This window comes from Bryocella sp. (assembly GCF_058498515.1).
Window position 1 is genome coordinate 103,948 of the sequence record NZ_JBMHYI010000060.1, and the last position, 17,982, is coordinate 121,929.

At 60.4% G+C, this 17,982-nt stretch carries 10 protein-coding genes; 5 read left to right on the forward strand and 5 right to left on the reverse strand.

What is annotated here, in order from left to right; genetic code table 11:
- Positions 1–70: 70 nt before the first annotated feature.
- Both AC5E6W_RS17730 and AC5E6W_RS17735 read right to left on the reverse strand, forming a co-directional pair.
- Positions 71–313: a Gfo/Idh/MocA family oxidoreductase gene (locus AC5E6W_RS17730; RefSeq protein WP_491753694.1), complete on the reverse strand. Its 243-nt coding sequence runs from the start codon at positions 311–313 to the stop codon at positions 71–73.
- A 482-nt stretch (positions 314–795) separates the two neighbouring features.
- A complete protein-coding gene (locus AC5E6W_RS17735) occupies positions 796–1,434 on the reverse strand; it encodes a Crp/Fnr family transcriptional regulator (RefSeq protein ID WP_491753695.1) in 639 nt (212 codons plus the stop codon).
- A gap of 445 nt (positions 1,435–1,879) precedes the next feature.
- Between AC5E6W_RS17735 and AC5E6W_RS17740 the strand changes: the two genes are divergently transcribed.
- The 4 genes from AC5E6W_RS17740 to AC5E6W_RS17755 all read left to right on the forward strand — a co-directional run bounded on the left by AC5E6W_RS17740 (position 1,880) and on the right by AC5E6W_RS17755 (position 9,225).
- The gene (locus tag AC5E6W_RS17740) at positions 1,880–4,534 is read left to right on the forward strand and encodes an Ig-like domain-containing protein (RefSeq protein ID WP_491753663.1); all 2,655 of its coding nucleotides are present in this window, start codon (positions 1,880–1,882) and stop codon (positions 4,532–4,534) included.
- Positions 4,535–4,614: 80 nt separating this feature from the next.
- Positions 4,615–5,988: a hypothetical protein gene (locus AC5E6W_RS17745; protein WP_491753664.1), complete on the forward strand. Its 1,374-nt coding sequence runs from the start codon at positions 4,615–4,617 to the stop codon at positions 5,986–5,988.
- Positions 5,989–6,359: 371 nt separating this feature from the next.
- Entirely contained in the window at positions 6,360–8,642 is a 2,283-nt protein-coding gene (locus AC5E6W_RS17750) for a sensor domain-containing phosphodiesterase (RefSeq protein WP_491753665.1), read from the forward strand.
- Positions 8,643–8,841: 199 nt separating this feature from the next.
- On the forward strand, positions 8,842–9,225 hold the full coding sequence (locus AC5E6W_RS17755) for a nuclear transport factor 2 family protein (protein ID WP_491753666.1): 384 nt from the start codon (positions 8,842–8,844) through the stop codon (positions 9,223–9,225).
- Positions 9,226–9,536: 311 nt separating this feature from the next.
- On the opposite strand, the gene AC5E6W_RS17760 is transcribed toward AC5E6W_RS17755, so the two are convergent.
- Complete coding sequence (locus AC5E6W_RS17760; RefSeq protein ID WP_491753667.1) at positions 9,537–12,617, reverse strand: DUF6298 domain-containing protein; 3,081 nt, start codon at positions 12,615–12,617, stop codon at positions 9,537–9,539.
- Between the two features lie 231 nt (positions 12,618–12,848).
- Here AC5E6W_RS17760 and AC5E6W_RS17765 point away from each other — a divergent pair, with 231 nt between their 5' ends.
- Entirely contained in the window at positions 12,849–14,276 is a 1,428-nt protein-coding gene (locus AC5E6W_RS17765) for a glycoside hydrolase family 28 protein (RefSeq protein ID WP_491753668.1), read from the forward strand.
- Here AC5E6W_RS17765 and AC5E6W_RS17770 read toward each other — a convergent pair.
- The gene (locus AC5E6W_RS17770) at positions 14,261–14,413 is read right to left on the reverse strand and encodes a hypothetical protein (protein WP_491753669.1); all 153 of its coding nucleotides are present in this window, start codon (positions 14,411–14,413) and stop codon (positions 14,261–14,263) included. The genes AC5E6W_RS17765 and AC5E6W_RS17770 overlap by 16 nt on opposite strands.
- Before the next feature lie 169 nt (positions 14,414–14,582).
- On the reverse strand, positions 14,583–17,963 hold the full coding sequence (locus tag AC5E6W_RS17775) for a TonB-dependent receptor domain-containing protein (RefSeq protein ID WP_491753670.1): 3,381 nt from the start codon (positions 17,961–17,963) through the stop codon (positions 14,583–14,585).
- Between the last annotated feature and the right edge of the window lie 19 nt (positions 17,964–17,982).

The following is a 17,982-nucleotide window of genomic DNA, read 5'->3' on the forward strand; positions in this document are numbered from 1 at the left end:
TGCCAACTATCAGCCCTGTAATATGACGCCTGTCATATGACATCTGTCATAGACATCACATGACATTGGCTCAGGTCCCCTCTGGTTCCGGGCCGCGAGTGGATGCCAGCGGAAGGCTGAGTCGCACCGCGCGCTGGGTGTGTGCGGATTCATAGATCGCTTCGATGATCTTGATATCCTGTAACCCCTCTGCGCCGGGAGTATGAGGCTGCTGATTGCGAAGGACGCAGAGCGCCATGTGGTCCATTTCCAGCGCGAACTGGTCCTTCTCGTTGATCCCCGGTTCGAAGTCAGTAGCATGACCATCGAGCAGCCTGTTGTATTACAGCTCGAGTCCGCTGTAGCCAAATGACGGAGAGAGCTGAGCCCACCCTTCGCTGCATTCCATCCGGGCGAACGAGCTGCGGTGCGCAGAGTTGCAGGCCGCCACCAGTCCAAACGGAAGCGCAGCGTAAAGTTGCAGGACGATTCGACCTCCGCAAAGCCCGGGTCAGTGGCCGATTCCTCAACTTCAACTTGGCTTAGTTTTTGGGTTTTGGGTCAAGCTGAGCGTGCCCTCGTCGTTGTCCTGGAGCGCAAGGCTGATCGACGCTCCGGCGAAGCTGAGCAGTCTGCCCCCACCTGGAAAGATCGTAACGATACGATCCTTCGGCTCCTTCACCGTCCCGTCGATGAGGCAGCCGAAGTCGTCGGTATCTCCGTGAGCAGTAGAGAGCCGAATGGATCGGTAGCCCAGCGTAGCTCGACTGCAGCTCAAAGAGCGACTCGGGCTCAGTCGATGTCCCTTCGCCGCCGCTAGTCGTGCAGAACGACATTCAAAAGCGATTTATGCACGACAATGCGGCTTCCGTACTGGATGAAGCCTAGCTTCCTGAAGCGGTTCATGAAGAAGCTGACACGCGACCTTGTCGTTCCAACCATCGCGGCCAAAGCTTCCTGACTGATCTTCGGAATGGTCAGTTCCGGTTCGCCCGGCTGTCCGAATTCGGCCATCAACAGCAGGATCCGCGCCAACCGCTTCTCGCACGAGTTAAATAGGTGGTCGACAAGATCGGCCTGCGTCCGCATTCCGCGAGCCAGCACGGCCTGGAAAAACATGTCGGAAAAGGCGGGTTCTGTGCTCTGAACCCGCACCATCTCCGCCCGATCGATCTTCAACACACTGCAGGCGGTAATCGAGGTCGCGGAGGCCAGGTGCGCCCCCGGGATGGAGGCCATCGACGCCTCACCGATGAAATCGCCGGTTGCAACAACAAGGACTGTCGCTTCCTTGCCCGCTTTTGACACAACGGTAAGCTTTGCGCGTCCATGTTGGAGGTAGAAGACTGCGTCAGCCGCAGCGCCCTGGGAGAAGATGAGTTCATCACGCTTCAACCGCGCGATCCTGCGTCCCGCCCCAGCGTTGGCGAGAAACGTGAGGCAGTCGAAGGGCATAGTGGCATTCAGTTCCAAAGGGTGATCTCCCGTGAGTCGTTGAGCAGGATGGAACAAAGCTCAGTGATGAGCTTGTTCTGATTACGTCTGTACTCTGCCCTTGGATGTAGACCAGGAAACAGTTTTGCCGATGGAAACGTCGCTTCGCCGTTGAACTTTAGTTGTGTCGAAGTCGTGAGCGGGCGAAGGGCTCCCTCGCTTGTGGACGCGCAGGAACACATGTCTGCGTAGCAAGACATTGAGCATGCGCGCCACGCGGGACTCTCGAAGGGGCTGTTTTTGTCTGATGCACAATAAGCGGGTTGGGACTACCACGAAGTTGTCATTGTGATCTATATTGCTCAGTTTCGGATCGCCGCTGTTTTCTAAAGTCTGACTTGAATCGCATGATCCATGCGGTTACGGTAGACGACCTGCGGGTCGAGAACATGAGGCATAACAATACATGCGCCACACAAAAGTCCTTGCAATCGGTCTCACCGTATTGCCGGCGCTGATTTTAGCGATCGGATGTTGCACACCGGTCACCACAGGGCTGGCAGCACCTTCCGTGGTCCTCATCACCCCAACGGCCGCGAGCACAGCCGCTTGCCCAAACACCGCCGTTACCGCCAGCTTCAGCCAGACGATGAACCCGGCTACCATCAATAGCTCTACTTTCACGCTCGGTACTGGCGGAGCAACTGTTGCCGGAGTGGTTGCCTATAACGCCACCAGCAACACCGCCAGCCTCACTCCCACCGCTCTCCTGATCGCGGGCGCGACCTACACCGTGACAATCACGACCGGCGCAAGGAACACCTACGGCACCGCACTCGCCGCGAACGTTACCTCCAGCTTCACCGTCGCAGCGAATGGCTGCAATCCTCCTCCCGTGGTCGCAGCTGTCACGCCCCTCGCGTCGTCGACAACCGCTTGCCCGAATGCGACCGTCTCCGTAACCTTCAACGAGGCGATGAACCCCGCGACCGTCAATGCAACGACGTTCACGCTGGCCACAGGTGTGACCGGAACGATCTCCCACAACGCAGCGAACACAACGTTCACCCTCACACCGTCCACTCCGCTGCTGGCAGGCACGACCTACACGGGAAGGGTCTCCCAGGGAGCCCTGGACACCTTCGGCAACTCGCTCGTCGCCGCCTACAGCTGGACCTTCCTTACCGCGGCAAATGGTTGCAACCCTCCCCCAGCCGTGCTCGCTGTAACGCCGATCGCCGGCTCCACCACCACCTGCCCCAACGGAACGGTGACCGCCACCTTCAGCGAAGCGATGAATCCCGCGTCCATCAACGCCGCTAGCTTTACGCTGTCTCCCGGCGTCGTCGGAACGGTCTCGCACGATGTGACCAACCGCATCTTCACGCTCACGCCTTCAGCGAATCTCTCCGCTGGCAAGGTCTATACCGGGCAGATCTCGACAGCAGCGCAGGACACCTTCGGCAACTTCCTTCCTGTCGCCTTTGTGTGGACCTTCACCACCGCAGCCAATGGTTGCAACCCGCCGCCGACCGTCACGGCTGTAACGCCGGCTCCGAACGCCGTCGCTGTCTGCCCCAACTCCGTCATCACGGCGACCTTCAACGGCCCCATGAGCCCGCTGACCCTCAATACCGCGACCTTCCTGTTGACTGGCCCTGGGACAACGGCCGTCACCGGTGTGGTGAGCTATAACGCGACAACCGATCAGGCCATCTTCGCTCCAGCCACAGCCCTTGCTCTCAACACGACCTATACGGCGACCCTTACCACCGGAGCGCAGAGCCTCGCCGGTGTCGGCCTCGCAGCCAACTACGTGTGGAGCTTTACAACAGGCCCCTCCAGTTGCCTGCCGCCAGCGCCACCGATCTCGGTCACTCCCGCAGCAGGAAGCATCGGCATCTGCAACAACACGGTTGTCGCTGCCACCTTCACCGAGGTGATCAATCCTGCCACCGTCAACGCTCTCACCTTCACGCTGACAGGGCCTGGTCTGACACCTGTCGCCGGCGTCGTCACGGCCAATACCGCGGACAAGGTCTTCACGTTCACGCCTTCGGTTGCCCTGGCTCTGAGCACAACTTACACGGCGACTCTCACCACCGGCGTGCAGGATCCCTTCGGGAATGCGCTGGCAAGCAACTATACCTGGACCTTCACCACGGGAGCCACCTCCTGCACGGCGATTCCGCCAGCTGTCGTTGCGGTAACGCCACTCGCCGGAGCCATCGGGACCTGCAGCAATTCGCTGGTCACCGCGACGTTCAGCGAGGCGATGGACCCAACGACCCTCACCACCGCGAGCTTCTTCTTGGCTCCTACTGCGGCGGGAACGGTCACGATGGATTCGACCGACAAGATCGCAACCTTGACACCGTCTGCGAATCTCGCCCTCAGTACGCTCTATACGGCAACCATCACCACAGCAGCGAAGGATACCTCCGGGAACTCGTTGGTGGCTCCCTATACCTGGAGCTTCACGACGGGGAACCAGATATGTCAGCCACCCGTTGCTCTGGGTACGGCAGCGAACTTCGTCGTCCTCGCCGCTTCTACCGTCACAAGCACCGGACCGACGGTCATCTCGGGAGGCAATCTGGGTCTCAGCCCAGGAACCGCAGTCACTGGATTTCCTCCAGGAGTCCTGATTGCTCCTGCAATCATGGACATTACAGACCCCATCGCAGCGCAGGCTGAGCTGGACCTGACGACCGCCTATAACTACACCGCCGGTCTCCCTGGAGGAGCCTCGCTGCCTACGGACCTCACGGGCTTGACCTTCACGCCGGGTCTGTACAAAGCAACCACCTCCACCCAGATCTCGAGCGGAAATCTGACGCTCGATGCTCAGGGAAATCCCAACGCGGTCTTTATCTTCCAGGTTGCGAGTACGCTCACCACGCTAGGCACGACCCAGGTCGTGCTTGCCGGCGGAGCCCAGGCCAAGAACGTCTTCTGGCAGGTCGGGAGCTCGGCGACGCTGGGCACGAACTCGATCTTCGAAGGGACCATCATGGCGCTGACCTCCGTCACCCTGGACACGGGCGCAACGCTAACGGGCCGGGCACTCGCGCTCAACGGAGCCGTCACCCTCGACACCAATATCGTGACGGCACCCTAAACCAGGGGGGAGGACTCCAGTCGCGAGTCCTCCCTTGCACCGCGCCAGAGTCATCGCTTCACGGTCCGGAGGATCTACCCATGACATTGAATCTATCGTCCTATCGCCGCTGTACCCGCACCGCCTTATCCATCCTGGCTGCGACGCTCGCTTTGTCGTCAGGAGCCATCGCGCAGCAGGCCCCGACACCGAAGGTCGAACTCTTCGGCGGCTACTCCTTTTTCTATCCGAACAGCACTCTCACGGGCACGCTGCCTGGCGGCATCACTCCAGTCAGTAGCTGCCTCTGCGATATCCCGCGAGGAGCTGGGGTGAGCGCAACCTATAACTTCCTTCCCTGGCTCGGCCTCACCGCCGACTTCAGTGGAAACTGGGCGCCACATGAGGTGACACCGTCCGACAAGATCGCGAAGTCATCCTTCTATAGCCTCGCCGCTGGACCGAAGTTCACCTATCGCTCGCGACACTTCGCCCCCTTCGCTGAAGCACTCTTTGGCGAGCAGCGGCTAACGCCGGAGTTGTTCCAGCGCAGCGACTCCTTCGGAATTCTCGCCGGCGGCGGCCTCGATCTCCCCCTCAGCCGTCACATCTCGATCCGTCCCATCCGTGCAGACTTCGCCTACTCGAATCACGCCTTCGGCATCAATCCTGCCAACGCAGCAACCGACGTGCGCGGGGTGCGCCTCGAAGCCGGGGTCGTCTTCCTCTTTGGCGGAGCTGCCGCTCATCCAAAGATGGCTCCCGTAGAAGCCCCCGCCGCTCTGCCCGCCGTAGCCGCCGCTCCCGCGATCGTCTACGCCGCTCCAACCATCGTCTGCATGGCGCAGCCTTCGACGATCAACGCTGGTGAGACCTCCGCCATCACCGCGACAGGCAATAGCCCCCAGGGCCTGCCGCTCAGCTACAGCTATAGCTCGAACGCCGGAACGATCAGCGGAGCTGGCTCTACGGTCACGTTGATGAGCGCCGGTGCCTCGGCAGGCGTGATCGAGGTGATCTGCAATGTCACCGACTCACACGGTCAGATCGCATCGCAGACGGTACCAGTCACTGTCGTTGCCTTGGCGATGGCGCCCAAACCGTCTCCCCGCGATCTCTGCTCCATCAGCTTCGCGCGCGATGCGCGCAGGCCGGTGCGTGTCGACAATGAAGCGAAGGCTTGCCTCGACGACATCGCGCTTGCGATGCAGCAGCAGTCGGACTCCACATTGATCATCACCGGTGATGCACAATCGGGCGAACCCGGTCGGAATCGCCGCGCCGCGGAGCGCGCAATCAACACAAAGGTGTATCTCGTAACCGACCGGGGTATCGACCCGGCGCGTATCACCCTCTATACCGGAATACAGGACTCGAAGAGCGCCACCAATGTCCTGGTCCCCGCGGGTGCTGTCGCGGATACAAGCTCGAAGTCTGTTATCGACGAGTCCACAGGGGGACATCGCCGACCCTAATCCAACCGCTGCAACGAAACTGCCGCAGAGCAGATAGGCTGTACGCAATGGGCCCCTGAAATTCAGGGGCCCATTGCGTTTGGCGCCTCAAGGAGAACACCATGCCGCTATCGCACGACGATCTTCTGAGTTCCGACCTTGCGGAGTCGGACCGCCTGTTCTCTTTGGAACGATATTCGGATCTTGTCACCACCAACGAACCTATCTTCGACGCCCTGACGGCGCTCGGTGCCTCCCTCTTCGACGCTCCGCTCTGCCTCATCACACTCACAAACAGCCATCGTAAGTTCTTCAAATCCGCCTATGGCATCACTGTCCGCGACCTCTCGCAGGCCGAAGCCTTCTGCAATGAAATTCAGCCAAGCGATGAGTTGCAGGTAATCCTCGATGCTGCGAAGGACTCCCACTTTGCCGACAAGAAGGATCTTCTTCGCGATACTGGGATCCGGTTTTATGCGGGCATCGCTCTGTCCAGCAATGACGGCGCGAATCTCGGCACCTTCTGCGTTTTGGACGTCGCCGAACAGAGGGACTTCAGCCCGAAAAAGCGCGAGGCTCTGATCAACTTCGCCTTCCTTGCTTCCCGCGCCATCGAGGGAAGGCTGTTGGCCATTCAGATCGCCAGAACGGAAGCCGCGATGGTCGAGGCCTCGAGCCGGGTCAGGCAAATCCTGGAGGCCACCACCGACTCCGTCTTCCTGGTCGATCAGGATTGGAACCTCACGTTCCTGAACGAGGTTGCAAGAAACAGGTTTGCGCACGGGAAAGATCTGATTGGAAGCACCATCTGGACGATGCTTCCCTCACCACGGGGCGAACCCAGCCACGGGCAGTACCGGCGTTCCGCCCGGGATAGATCCACGCTCGCCTTCGAAGGAGTCCTCGAGGGAGAGGATGCGATCTTCGAGGTCAAGGTGCAGCCCAGTGGCAAAAGCCTCGCCGTATTCGTCCGGGACATCACCGAGCAGCGTGCGACCGAGCTCGCACTACACAAGATCGAGGAGCGCTACAGAATCGCAACAGGCTCCGTCACCGAAGGCATCTGGGATTGGGACCAGGTCACCGGTATCGCCTATTTTTCGGAACGCTGGCAGCTCATTGCCGGCCTTCCCGCCACTCCCTACACCGGAAGCATCGAGCACTGGATGGAGCGCCTTCATCCCGAAGACATGAAGGCCTTTCGTGATGACTTCAGCAGACTCTTGGCGGGTGTCACCTCCGAGTTCAGCCACGAATATCGTATTCGGCACGAAGACGGAACCTGGCGCTGGATTCTCAATCACGGAACCGTGATCTGCGATGAAAACTACAAGCGCGTTCGCATGGCCGGTGCCATTAGCGACAACACCGCGAAGAAGTCCACCGATCCCCTGTCCGGCCTGCACAATCGTATGTCGCTCTTGGAGCATATCGATCGCCAGATCGAACTCCAGGTACGTGGCGGACCAACCTTCGCCGTGCTCGCCGTGAACCTGGATGCCTTCAAGAGCATCAACGAGCGATTCAGCCACATCGTGGGCGACCATGTGCTGCTTGAGGTCGCGCGCCGGCTCAACGCCTCTCTGGAGAATGCATCGCTCAGCATCGCGGCTCGCACCAGCGCCGACGAGTTCGTCATCTTGCTGCACGGCATTACCGAGGTCGAGGATGTTCGCACCTATGTGAATTTTCTCCAGGCAGCGGTGTCCAGTGCGATCGACATAGAGAGCCAGCAGATAAGTGTCACAGCCTGCATCGGTGTCGCCATGGGCGACGAAGGCTACCTCAGTTCCTCCAAGATGCTCGAGAACGCCGAGATGGCGCTCCATCAGGCTAAGAGAGAAGGCGCGGGCCGCTGTGTCGTCTTCGGAACCGACCTCAGAAATCGCACCCGCAAGAGAATCCAGCTGGATTCAGACCTTCGCCACGCAATCGACGCCAACGAGTTCGTCCTCCACTACCAGCCAAAGGTTCTCCTCAAAACCGGGGAGATCATCGGCCTGGAAGCGCTCGTGCGGTGGAATCATCCCACCTACGGCATCGTTTCGCCCGCGGACTTTATCCCCCTCGCTGAAGAGAGCGGCTTAATCCTTGATATCGGCCGCTGGACGCTCGTCGAAGCCATTCGTCAGCTTTCGGAGTGGCGATTCTCAGGACTCTTCAAGCCTGATGTCACCATGTCGGTCAATCTGTCGGCCAAGCAGTTTGAAGACCCCAACCTCCTTCGCCATATCGTGGAATCACTGGCGCAGAACGGCTCCAGCCCTGGCTGCCTGTCCCTGGAGATCACCGAAAGTGCATTGATTACAAACATTAATCACGCACGCGAGACCATGAACGAGCTCCGCAAGATTGGCGTCGGACTTGACCTGGACGACTTTGGAACTGGCTATTCCTCGCTGAGCTATCTTCATGGACTTCCTTTCGACTCGGTCAAGATCGACCAATCGTTTATCCGCCAGATCTCAGATTCCGAGGAAAGCCGCGTCATCGTTCGATCGATCATTCAACTGGGAGAATCCCTCAACCTGAATGTCATCGCCGAAGGAATCGAGAATGCAGAGCAAGCCAAGAGGCTCTCCATGCTGCACTGCCATTACGGGCAGGGCCATTTCTATTCCAGGCCGCTTCCCGCCGCCTCGATGGCCGCCCACGTTCGCCAGCGTGCGAACTGACCACCCGTCAGACGGTCCAGCAATGGGAGCCAATACCTAAGTAGCATCGACGACAGCATGGCCTTGCACGCATACTGTCGAGGACGAAGTGTGCCGGAAAAGACTCCGTTGAGGACAAGGTCGCGTCAACCGCGCCGCTTCCCACGCCATCTCAAACTTAGTCAAGATGCTTAGTGAACGTCAGCCGCCGGAGCCACTGATGAACGAAGAACAAATCCGCGCGACGTTGGACGCTCACTGGCGCGCCTCTGCAGACGGCGACGCTGACGCGGAGCACGCCATCTACGACGAAGACGCTATCTGCGACTATCCCCAATCAGGCGAGCGAATACTCGGACGAAAGAATCTGCAGGCTCTCCGCAGCCATCATCCTGGGAAGCCGTCGGGATTCCAGGTCAAGCGAATTCTAGGGAGCGGCGACCTCTGGATCACGGAGTACACCATCACCTACTTGGGGAAACCCGCATACACGGTGAGCATCATGGAGTTCCGCGATGGCAAGGTGATTCATGAAACACAGTACTTCGCCGATCCCTTCGAGGCACCGGCCTGGCGCAGTCAGTGGGTTCAGCATCCGGTATAACTCCTGCCGGGGACCCGAATCGTCTCCGCAGCGTTGGTTCTTTCGCTAACTGGAACGTGCCTACGCCGTATCGCTTGAGCAAACTCCGGCAGATCGTGACAATCGGCTTCATGCTGTCCGGCGTGCCGCCCGCATTTCCTGGATCGCCCTTCTCTCCGCCATGTTCCGTCTCGCAGGCGACGTCACGCCCGATGACGCAACCCAGAGCCTCGGATCCCCTGCGGCCGATGTCGTAGAGGTACTGGCCAGCCGCGCCACATTGTCCGGGACCGATGGCGCACACATCCCTGATAGCTTTCCTTCGGTGCTCGTTACTCAGGCCGGAGCAACAGAAGCCAGGGCTGATCTCCAGGCTTGTTGAACGCCTGATTTGCGGACGCGGCAATCGTCCCCGCATCCTTGCTCTCGCCAGTCGCAGGATCGAACCAGAGTGCACGATATCGTGACGCCGGAAGTGCTGCGGAGAGCGTAATGACACTGCCGCGGAGCGAATACAGGAGCACAGGATCGCCCGCCGCTCCCGCAAGCACCCAGGTGTCAGCCGGGTCCGCCACGAGACCATCTTTCGGTGAAAGCTTCATCAGGCTCGCAGCGAGGTATGTCGCGACGAACCGGTCCACCACACGGCGCGCGTCCTCGCGGCGATTCGCCGAAGGCGCTGCTCCTGCGACCGGTGCCCCGCCGGTCGGAACTCCAGGCCTAGCCCCAGGAGCGCTCTCAGCCATGGCTACGGGATCCGCGGCGCGTGGAGGCGTCGGCGGACGGCCCCCCACAAGCGCGGACTCTGACGCCGCTCCACCCATCAGTAGCGGCATGGGGCCTGCACCCTCTTCCATGGGCATCAACGCAATGTTGGGATACTTGTCGCGATACTCCCTGACCTCGCGGTAGACCTGCTGTGGCGTGGTCGCCGGCGGCGTATCGGAGTATCCCGGAAACTCCGCCTGGATCTGCTCGCGGAAGGCACGGTTGATCCCCGAAGGCGGCGCCCACAACGTCCCGTCCGGCCGGTACTCCCAGTAGCGCATGTCGACAATCGCAACCTGCTGCGAGCGTACGGGATCGGTGAGGATGGCGTCGGTCGTGGCCTTGCTGGTAATCAGCGCAATGCGGATCTTGCGGCCATGCTTCTGCTCCCACTCCCGCGCCACGTCCTGGAAGAACTGCTCGAACTCCAGCGGCCCCGCATACTGGTACGCCATGCTGAAGACGATGTTCGGCTGGTCGGCAAGCTCGTCAAAGGTGTGCATCATGTACGCCCGATGCAGCGCACGCAGCGGAGCATAGTCCGCAGAGAAGAACTCATTGCCCACATCGTTCCGGTTGTGTGGTTTGAAGGGTGGCGGCTCGGGCAGACCGGTGTCGTTCACGTTGTTCGCGGGCCGCCAAGGATAGTCGATCCAGTGTGGCCCAATCTCCAGCACATCATGATCGTTGTAAAGCTCATAGACGACCAGAAACCCCTGCGCCGCCGCCTGCCGCGCAAACTCACGATGCCGGTCGAAGTACCACGGGTTGTAACGCGAGACATCGAATCGCGAGAGTCCGTCCCACGCGAAGCCCTTGCCACTGCGCTCCCACGGCATCTCGTAAAACGGAGCCCAGACATTGCCGTCATCGCGCCGCTCTACCGTATGTGCATCGCGACGATGCTCGTACCAGAGCCCTGGCGTCACCTGGAACGTAACGATGTTGCGCGCCTTCAGCCGCGCGGCAAACTCGGTCAGATCCTCGGTCTCGCCGGGCCCAGTAACACCGGGCATAAAGCGTGTGACGCTCGATCCCGTCGAGGCCACCGCAGTCAGTGGAGAAGTGTCACCACGCCACCAAGCCTCGCCCTGCGACGGTCCCCACATCGTCTTACCCTCAACGACGAACCTGCCATTGACGATCTCCACCGTGTGCACCGGCAGTGGAATCTCAGGATGAGCCTGGATGTCGGCGACACGAAACTCAGCCAGCCCCGCGCGCGACTGCGGAACTGGCGGAGGCTCCGCAAGCGCGACACCACTACGCGCCTTCAATTCCGACTCATACAGCGGTCGTGGATCATTCACCACGAAGTTGGGCGCCCCCGGTGGACCGATCGCATCGACACTCTGCGCGCTGGAGTTCCACAACAAGGAATTTGCCGCAGTCCATCCCGCACCCTGCGCTCTGCCAAAGTCCAGCAATAATTGCAGCCGCGCAGAAGGCACATGAACCCGCTCGTAGAGTACGCCGCTGGCCCAGCCCTCAAACGCCCCGCTCGCGCCCAGCGAACCCTTGGCCTCGCAGTCCAGAAACACATTCGGGCCAGCAGCCAGCAGGCCGCTCGCGAAGTCGTTCATGCCGGCTTCGCTCCATGCGTGATGCACCAGCACCTGCTGCCCATTCACGACAAACCCCTGCCGTCGATAGCCAGCAATCTCCGCCACAGGAGCCTCGCTGCGGACCTCTTCCAACGTAATCCTGCGACCGCCCCAGTTCACACGCACTGCGGAGCTTACGAAGTGGCGCGCTGTCACGTTCCTTACCCAGGCATCGCGCACGCGGTCCATTTGGATCGCAATCCAAGAGTGATCCTCATCCTTCGGATAAGCCGCATCGTAAGCACTCTCGAGCCTCAGCCCCTCAATGCCGATATGCGTCGGCGTATCGTCCCTTGTGACCTTCGCAACCGTGCCGAGACCGTAGTGCGCTTCAAGCGCCGTAGTGATCGGAGCATCGAGCTCCACCATCTTCCTCGCAGCATCGATGCTCACAACCGTGCGATCCCACCGCAGATCATGCGAGCCAGGCTTCCAGTCCAATCGCTGGTTCGCGAAGGTTCCCGGAAGACCACTCATACTGATCGCGCTGATCCATTCCTGTGTGCTCGGCCGGCGCACCACCACCGCATCCCCCACGGTGAGTCCTTCGACCGAAGCCAGCGTCAACGTGCGGCTGCCCGCGCGCGCATCCTCTGTGACGTCCGCAGGTTCTGCAGCTGTCGGATCGCCCGCAGCCCCGACCAGGACCAGCGACCGCCGATCCGCACCCTCGGCAACGATGGCCGTCGTCGCAACGCCCACACCGCGCAGCACCACACCGCTGACTCGCAAGTGAATCTGTCCGCGTACCCGATACCGTCCCGCCTGAAGCAGCAGCGCGCCTCGAAAGCCATCCGGCCGCAACGGCATCGTAGACACGCGATCCAGCGCTCCCTGCAGTAGCAGCGTGTCGTCTCCGCCGGACGGCCTTACCGTCAGCACAGAGGGCACAGAAGGCAGCCGCCCTCCAGCCTCATAGCCCGCATACGAGAAATCGATGCCTACTGGATTCTTCGGCGGTCGAACGCCGGTCTGCGCGAAGAGCCTTTCAGAAAACAGCAGGGTTGCGGCAAAGAATGCGATGGCGGCGGTCCTCTTCATATGTCTCCAGGGTTCGTGCGACATCATACCTCCGGAGCTGTCAGACCTGCCAGCAGATCAGCTTGACAACGTCCTGCGCCGGTTCATAGCATCGGTGCCGCTGAACACTTACGACTCTGCAGTCGCTCTGGCAACGTCTCCGCCCCGCGCGGAGCAAAAGGAACCAATATGTCTGAAATGAAGTGGGGACGGCGCAGCTTTCTAAAGCGCGCAGGTCAAGGATTAGCGGGCGTGTCATTGCTCAACGTTGTGCCCTCGGCGCTCGACGCGCAGAAGAGCGCGACCAAGGCCGTCGCAGGTGCTCCCACTCCTCCGGTTGCAAAGGTCCATCTCAACGTCCGCGATCTCGGCGCAAAGGGGGATGGCACGACCAAAGACACATTGGCGATCCAGCAGGCTCTCGATCGTGCAGCCGTCCTCGGCGGCGCTGAGGTGCTGGTGCCCGCCGGCAACTACCTCACCGGCCCCATCGTGCTGCGCTCCAACACAACCCTGCGCGTAGAGGAAGGAGCAAGCCTCCTCGGCTCACCCGACATCGCCGACTACCCGTTCAAGCAGGTGCGCTGGGAAGGCCGTTGGATCAAAGGTTACGGCGCATTCATCTCCGCCGAGGACGCCGAAAATATCGCCATCGTAGGCAAAGGCAAGATCATCGCCAGCTCAGCCATCAAGGGCCGTGTAGTGCACGCAGACGGCTCCCCGATGGTCTATACGAGGCCTCCCGCCGGTGCCCGCCCCAACCCCGATGGTCCCACCAACGTCGCGCGAGAAGACATCCTGCGCCATCCCGCACTGATGGAGTTCACGCACTGCAAGAACCTGCTCGTACAGGACGTCTACACCCAGGGCAATGACATGTGGTCGACCCATCCCGTCTACTGCGAGAACGTAACCTTCCGCAACGTCACGGTGCACAGCGGGGCCGACGGCATCGATGTGGACTCCTGCAAAGGCGTCGTGATCGACGGCTGCGACTTCGAAACCCGCGACGACTGCATCTCGCTGAAGAGCGGACGAGGCATGGAAGGCAACACCATCGGCGTTCCCTGCGAAGAGGTACGCATCTCCAACTGCACCTTCCGCGACGCCATCTGGGCCTGCATCGGAATCGGCAGCGAGACCTCTGGAGGCATCCGCAACGTCCTGGTCGAGCGCTGCAAATGCCTCGGCGCGAAGACCTTCGCCATCTACATCAAGAGCCGGCCCGGCCGCGGCGCGTTCCTCGAAAACATCGTCATGAACGACCTCGAGGTCTCCAACGCCGGCCAGGGCTTCCTGCGTATCAATATCCTGAACAGTGGCCTGCAGGATCCGAACCCTGTCCCCGGCGAGGCCGGCATCCCCACCATCCGCAACTTTTCCTTCAGCAACATTCGCGTGACGGACGTTCCCATCCTCGTGCAGGCCGACGAGATCCATCCTGCCAAGCCCCTTGAGGGTCTCGTGCTCTCCAACTTCTCCGGAACGTGCGGCAAGGGGATCGCGCTCGCCAATGTGCATCGGGCGGAGCTGAAGAACATCACGGTAACGGGTTTCTCCGGCCCACTGCTCAGCACCTACGCATCGACCGGCAAGGGACTCGCCAACGCCACCACCTTGCCCGCCCCAAAGATCTCCGAACCGGTCGCTCCCCCCACCCAGCCCTACGTATTGAGGTAGAGACCACAAAATACACCCGGTCGGTTATGCGTCATGAGCTTATCCGCGGTGATGGGGAAGCCGCGCACTCGTATGCCAGTGGCATGGAAGATCGCATTGCCTACTGCGGCGGCAGTCCCGGTGATATGCGTTTGCATGGCTGCGTTTTCGAGTTCCGAATGATCGTGCTGTCGGCTTCCGGAGCATCAACGCCGATCATGCATGCGGGCGCCGTGTGGAAGCGAATCGTCGCTTCGGCGGTCTTATTCGTGCCAAATACCAACGGGCGGCAGCCGAAGCTGCCGCCCGTTGGCATTTGGTCGAACACTAGAAGTGGAGCTTTGCCGCAATCTCGATCTGCCGAGGCGTGTAGCTAAAGCCGCTATTGTTGGTCTTCGTTACTTGTCCGAAGGTGCTCTGGTAAGTGGCCGTGGAACCGGACAAGGTATACGCTGTTGAGCTGACTGCGGAGACGTTCTGGTGGTTAGCAATGTTGAATGCCTGCCCGAACAGTTCCAGGTCGTAGCGGTCGTGAAGGCGGAAGTCCTTCTCGAGCCGAAGGTCATCGACCATGATGCGCGCTTGGAAGAAGTTATTGAAGCCCAGTTGCGGAAGGATCGCGGGGCCACCGGCGCCGTTGAATGAGCCCGCGATGCCGGCCGATCCACTGGTGCTCGCCGTGTATGGAAGGCCCGTCTGAATCTGGTAGGTCGAATCGATCTTCCAGCCGTTCGTGACATAACGCAGCGCGTGACCGACGTTGAAGTCGGGCAGGCTGTATACGGCATAGGCGACAAGCCGGTCCTTGATGTCCCAGGAGCTGTTGCCGTAGTTGACGCGAGGGTTCTGATAGGGGTCATACCAGGCCATTGTGTTGCCTGCGGTCGACGCATTCTGCGAAAAATCCAACGAGTGGGCCCACGTGTAGTTCACGTCGAACTGCAGACTGTGAAGGCTGCGGTTCTGGAACTCCACCACCAGAGCGTTGTAACTCGAGTTCACGTTGCTGGTGTATTCGGTGATGGCCTGAAAGTTCGTCGCGGATGCACCCAGCAGTGCCGTGTTGCCGTAGGCCGTGTAAGTAGGGATCTGCAACACGGTACCGTTCGCGATGGGGCTCTTGCCCGTCGTGTCGGCGATCGTGATGCTCTGCGTGGTCGTGGTGGGGTTCAGGTTTACGTCGAGAAAGTTAGGCAGATGACGGCCAAGGCCTCCGAGGTAACTGACTCCGAGCACGTTGCCCTTCGCAAAGTCATGCTGCAGGATCAGATCGAACTCCTGCACCTTGGGCATCTTCAGGTTCTGGTCGAGGAAGTACGCGCTGGGCTTCACCGAACCCGAAGCACTGAGCTGGCTGGCGCTGAAGCGGTTGGGAAAGAGCGGCTCCGCAGATAGGCCGTTCTTGAAGGTAACGGTGCTCGATGCCTGCGTGGCAGGGCTGCCCGTCGACGACAGTGCGGTTCCCAGATTGCCGTTGGTAATACGGCCGACATAGATTCCGTAGCCGCCACGCAGTACCGTCTTGCCCTGGCCGAAGATATCCCACGCGAAACCGACGCGAGGAGATACGCCTGACTTGTCGCTAGGAGTGTTATTGATGCCATTGAATGGCACAAAGCTGCCGGTCGCCGCAGTGAGGGCTGCCGAGGGCTTGGGCAGGTTTTCGTAGTCGTAGCGAACACCGGCCTGCAACGTCAGACGCGGAGCAACCTTCCAGTCATCCTGAACGAAGTAGCCCTGGTCAAAGGTCGAGAAGTCGAAGGTCGTCGGGCCATAGGACTGCTGGAAGCTCGAATAGCAGGGATACGTGCCGACACCGGAGACAGTCGCTGTCGCGGCCGATAGCAGCGCGGTGGTTGCATTGCACGTGCCGCCGTTGTAGCCCTTCGAGTAAAGGTCTGCGAAGTAGTTCGCAAAGTTCAGGCTGTAGGTGAACTTGCCTTCGTAGTATTGCGACTGGTTGGTGAGATCGTAATTGTGCACCATGTCGACGCCGAACTTCACGTTGTGACGACCGTGTGTAAAGTAGAGATCGTCGCCGATCTGCCACTTCCGTTCATCCGGGAACGCAGGACGGAACCCGTAATAGGGTGCACCCACGTAGAAGCCGGCCGTTGTGTATAGCTGCACGTACGGATCGTTGCCATCCGGCGTGATGAGATTGTTCTTGTCATACGCTGTCGTGGGCTGCAGGCCTTCATCATTCAGCTCGCGACCATATTGGTAAAGCAGCTCGTTGCTGAGGCTGGTTGTGACCTGCGTAATGAGCTTGGCCACGCCGTAGTCCAGCTTCACGAAGTCCGTACCGGCCGAGTTCAGGGAGTAGCCACCCGTCGCCGTCGTCTGCACGCCGCCAGGCGAGTCCCATCGCAGGCGGTGATAGAGAACGCTGAGCCGGTTCTTCGGGTTGATCGCCCAGTCAAGCTTCGGTGTGTTGATCTCCTGGTACCCGGTGCGTGGAATCGGGCCAAGGTCGGCGCTAAGGGCGTTGATACCGGACTGGTAGAGCGACGCCGCTTGCGTGTAGGTAACGTGGCTGCCATAGGTGGTCTGCGCGGACTTCGAAAGGCGCGCAGCCAGGGTGCAGATCTGCTGGTCCAGCGTGGTGTTCGCTGTAGTGACTCCGGTTGTGGAAGTGGGAAGGTAGCCCGTCGAGGTGCAGGCTGCGTCGCCCGCAGCCGCAAGGGCATCGGGGGTCTGATAGAAGACCGCGGGGTTGTTGGGCACGCCGATCATCGGGAAGATGTGCGAGTGCTGATCGTAGGTATAGATCCAGAACAGCTTGTCCTTGATCAGCGGGCCACCGACGGTGAAGCCGTAGATCTTGCGCAGATCCTTGGGCTTGAGCGGCGTGGTCACGTTGGCTCCGTTCACAAACGTCGTCAGCGTCGACTGCGGGTTGAATGCGGCCCACTTGCTCTCGCGGTCATAGAAGTACGCTTCACCGTGGATGTCGTTGCTTCCGCTCTTGGTCACCGAGTTGATCACGCCGCCGGCCGCACGGCCGAATTCGGCCGGATAGACGCCCGCGTTCACCTGGAACTCTCGCACCGCGGAGCCGGAGGTCGAATACGCCTCACGCGTACGGCCACGCTCTTCGGAGAAGTAGGCCTGGTTGTCATCCGCGCCGTCGATCTCAACGTTGTTCAGGATCGTGCTGATGCCGCGAACGCTGATTAGGCCAAAGCCGCTCGTGTCGACCGTCACGCCAGGCGTAAGCAGCGCCAGCGCCGACCATCGACGGTTGTTGACAGGAATGTTGTCCAGCGCCTCGGAGTTGATGTTCGAAGAGAAGCTGGGTGACTCAGAGTCAATGACCGGTGCTTGCGCTGTTACCTCGACCATGGTCTCGGCGCCGCCGGCACGCAACGTCGCATCCAGCCTGGTTGCCTGACCGACCTGCACGACAACATTCTTCGCCTGGTAGGAGCCAAAGCCGGGGTTGCTGATCGTTACGGTATAGGTTCCGGGCTCCAGCAGCGGAGCGGAGAAGACGCCCGAGCCATTGGAGTGAAGAACCGTCTCTGCGCTCGTCGCGTCGTTGACGATTCTCACGGTCGCATTGGGGACCAGCGCGCCCGTGGAATCCATCGCGTCGCCTGTGATCGCACCCTGGGTACTCGTCTGAGCATGCAGCGACAGCGTCAGGAACACACCGCTGTGGCACAGGCACAGTAAGAGAAGGTATCGAAATAGTCGCGTCATCATATTTCTCCTCAAAATGAGT

Coding starts and splice junctions, on each gene's coding strand:
- AC5E6W_RS17740 (WP_491753663.1), top strand. CDS start 1,880: ATGCGCCACACAAAAGTCCTTGCAATCGGTCTCACCGTATTGCCGGCG.
- AC5E6W_RS17745 (WP_491753664.1), top strand. CDS start 4,615: ATGACATTGAATCTATCGTCCTATCGCCGCTGTACCCGCACCGCCTTA.
- AC5E6W_RS17760 (WP_491753667.1), bottom strand. CDS start 12,617: ATGAAGAGGACCGCCGCCATCGCATTCTTTGCCGCAACCCTGCTGTTT.
- AC5E6W_RS17755 (WP_491753666.1), top strand. CDS start 8,842: ATGAACGAAGAACAAATCCGCGCGACGTTGGACGCTCACTGGCGCGCC.
- AC5E6W_RS17735 (WP_491753695.1), bottom strand. CDS start 1,434: ATGCCCTTCGACTGCCTCACGTTTCTCGCCAACGCTGGGGCGGGACGC.
- AC5E6W_RS17770 (WP_491753669.1), bottom strand. CDS start 14,413: ATGCAAACGCATATCACCGGGACTGCCGCCGCAGTAGGCAATGCGATC.
- AC5E6W_RS17775 (WP_491753670.1), bottom strand. CDS start 17,963: ATGATGACGCGACTATTTCGATACCTTCTCTTACTGTGCCTGTGCCAC.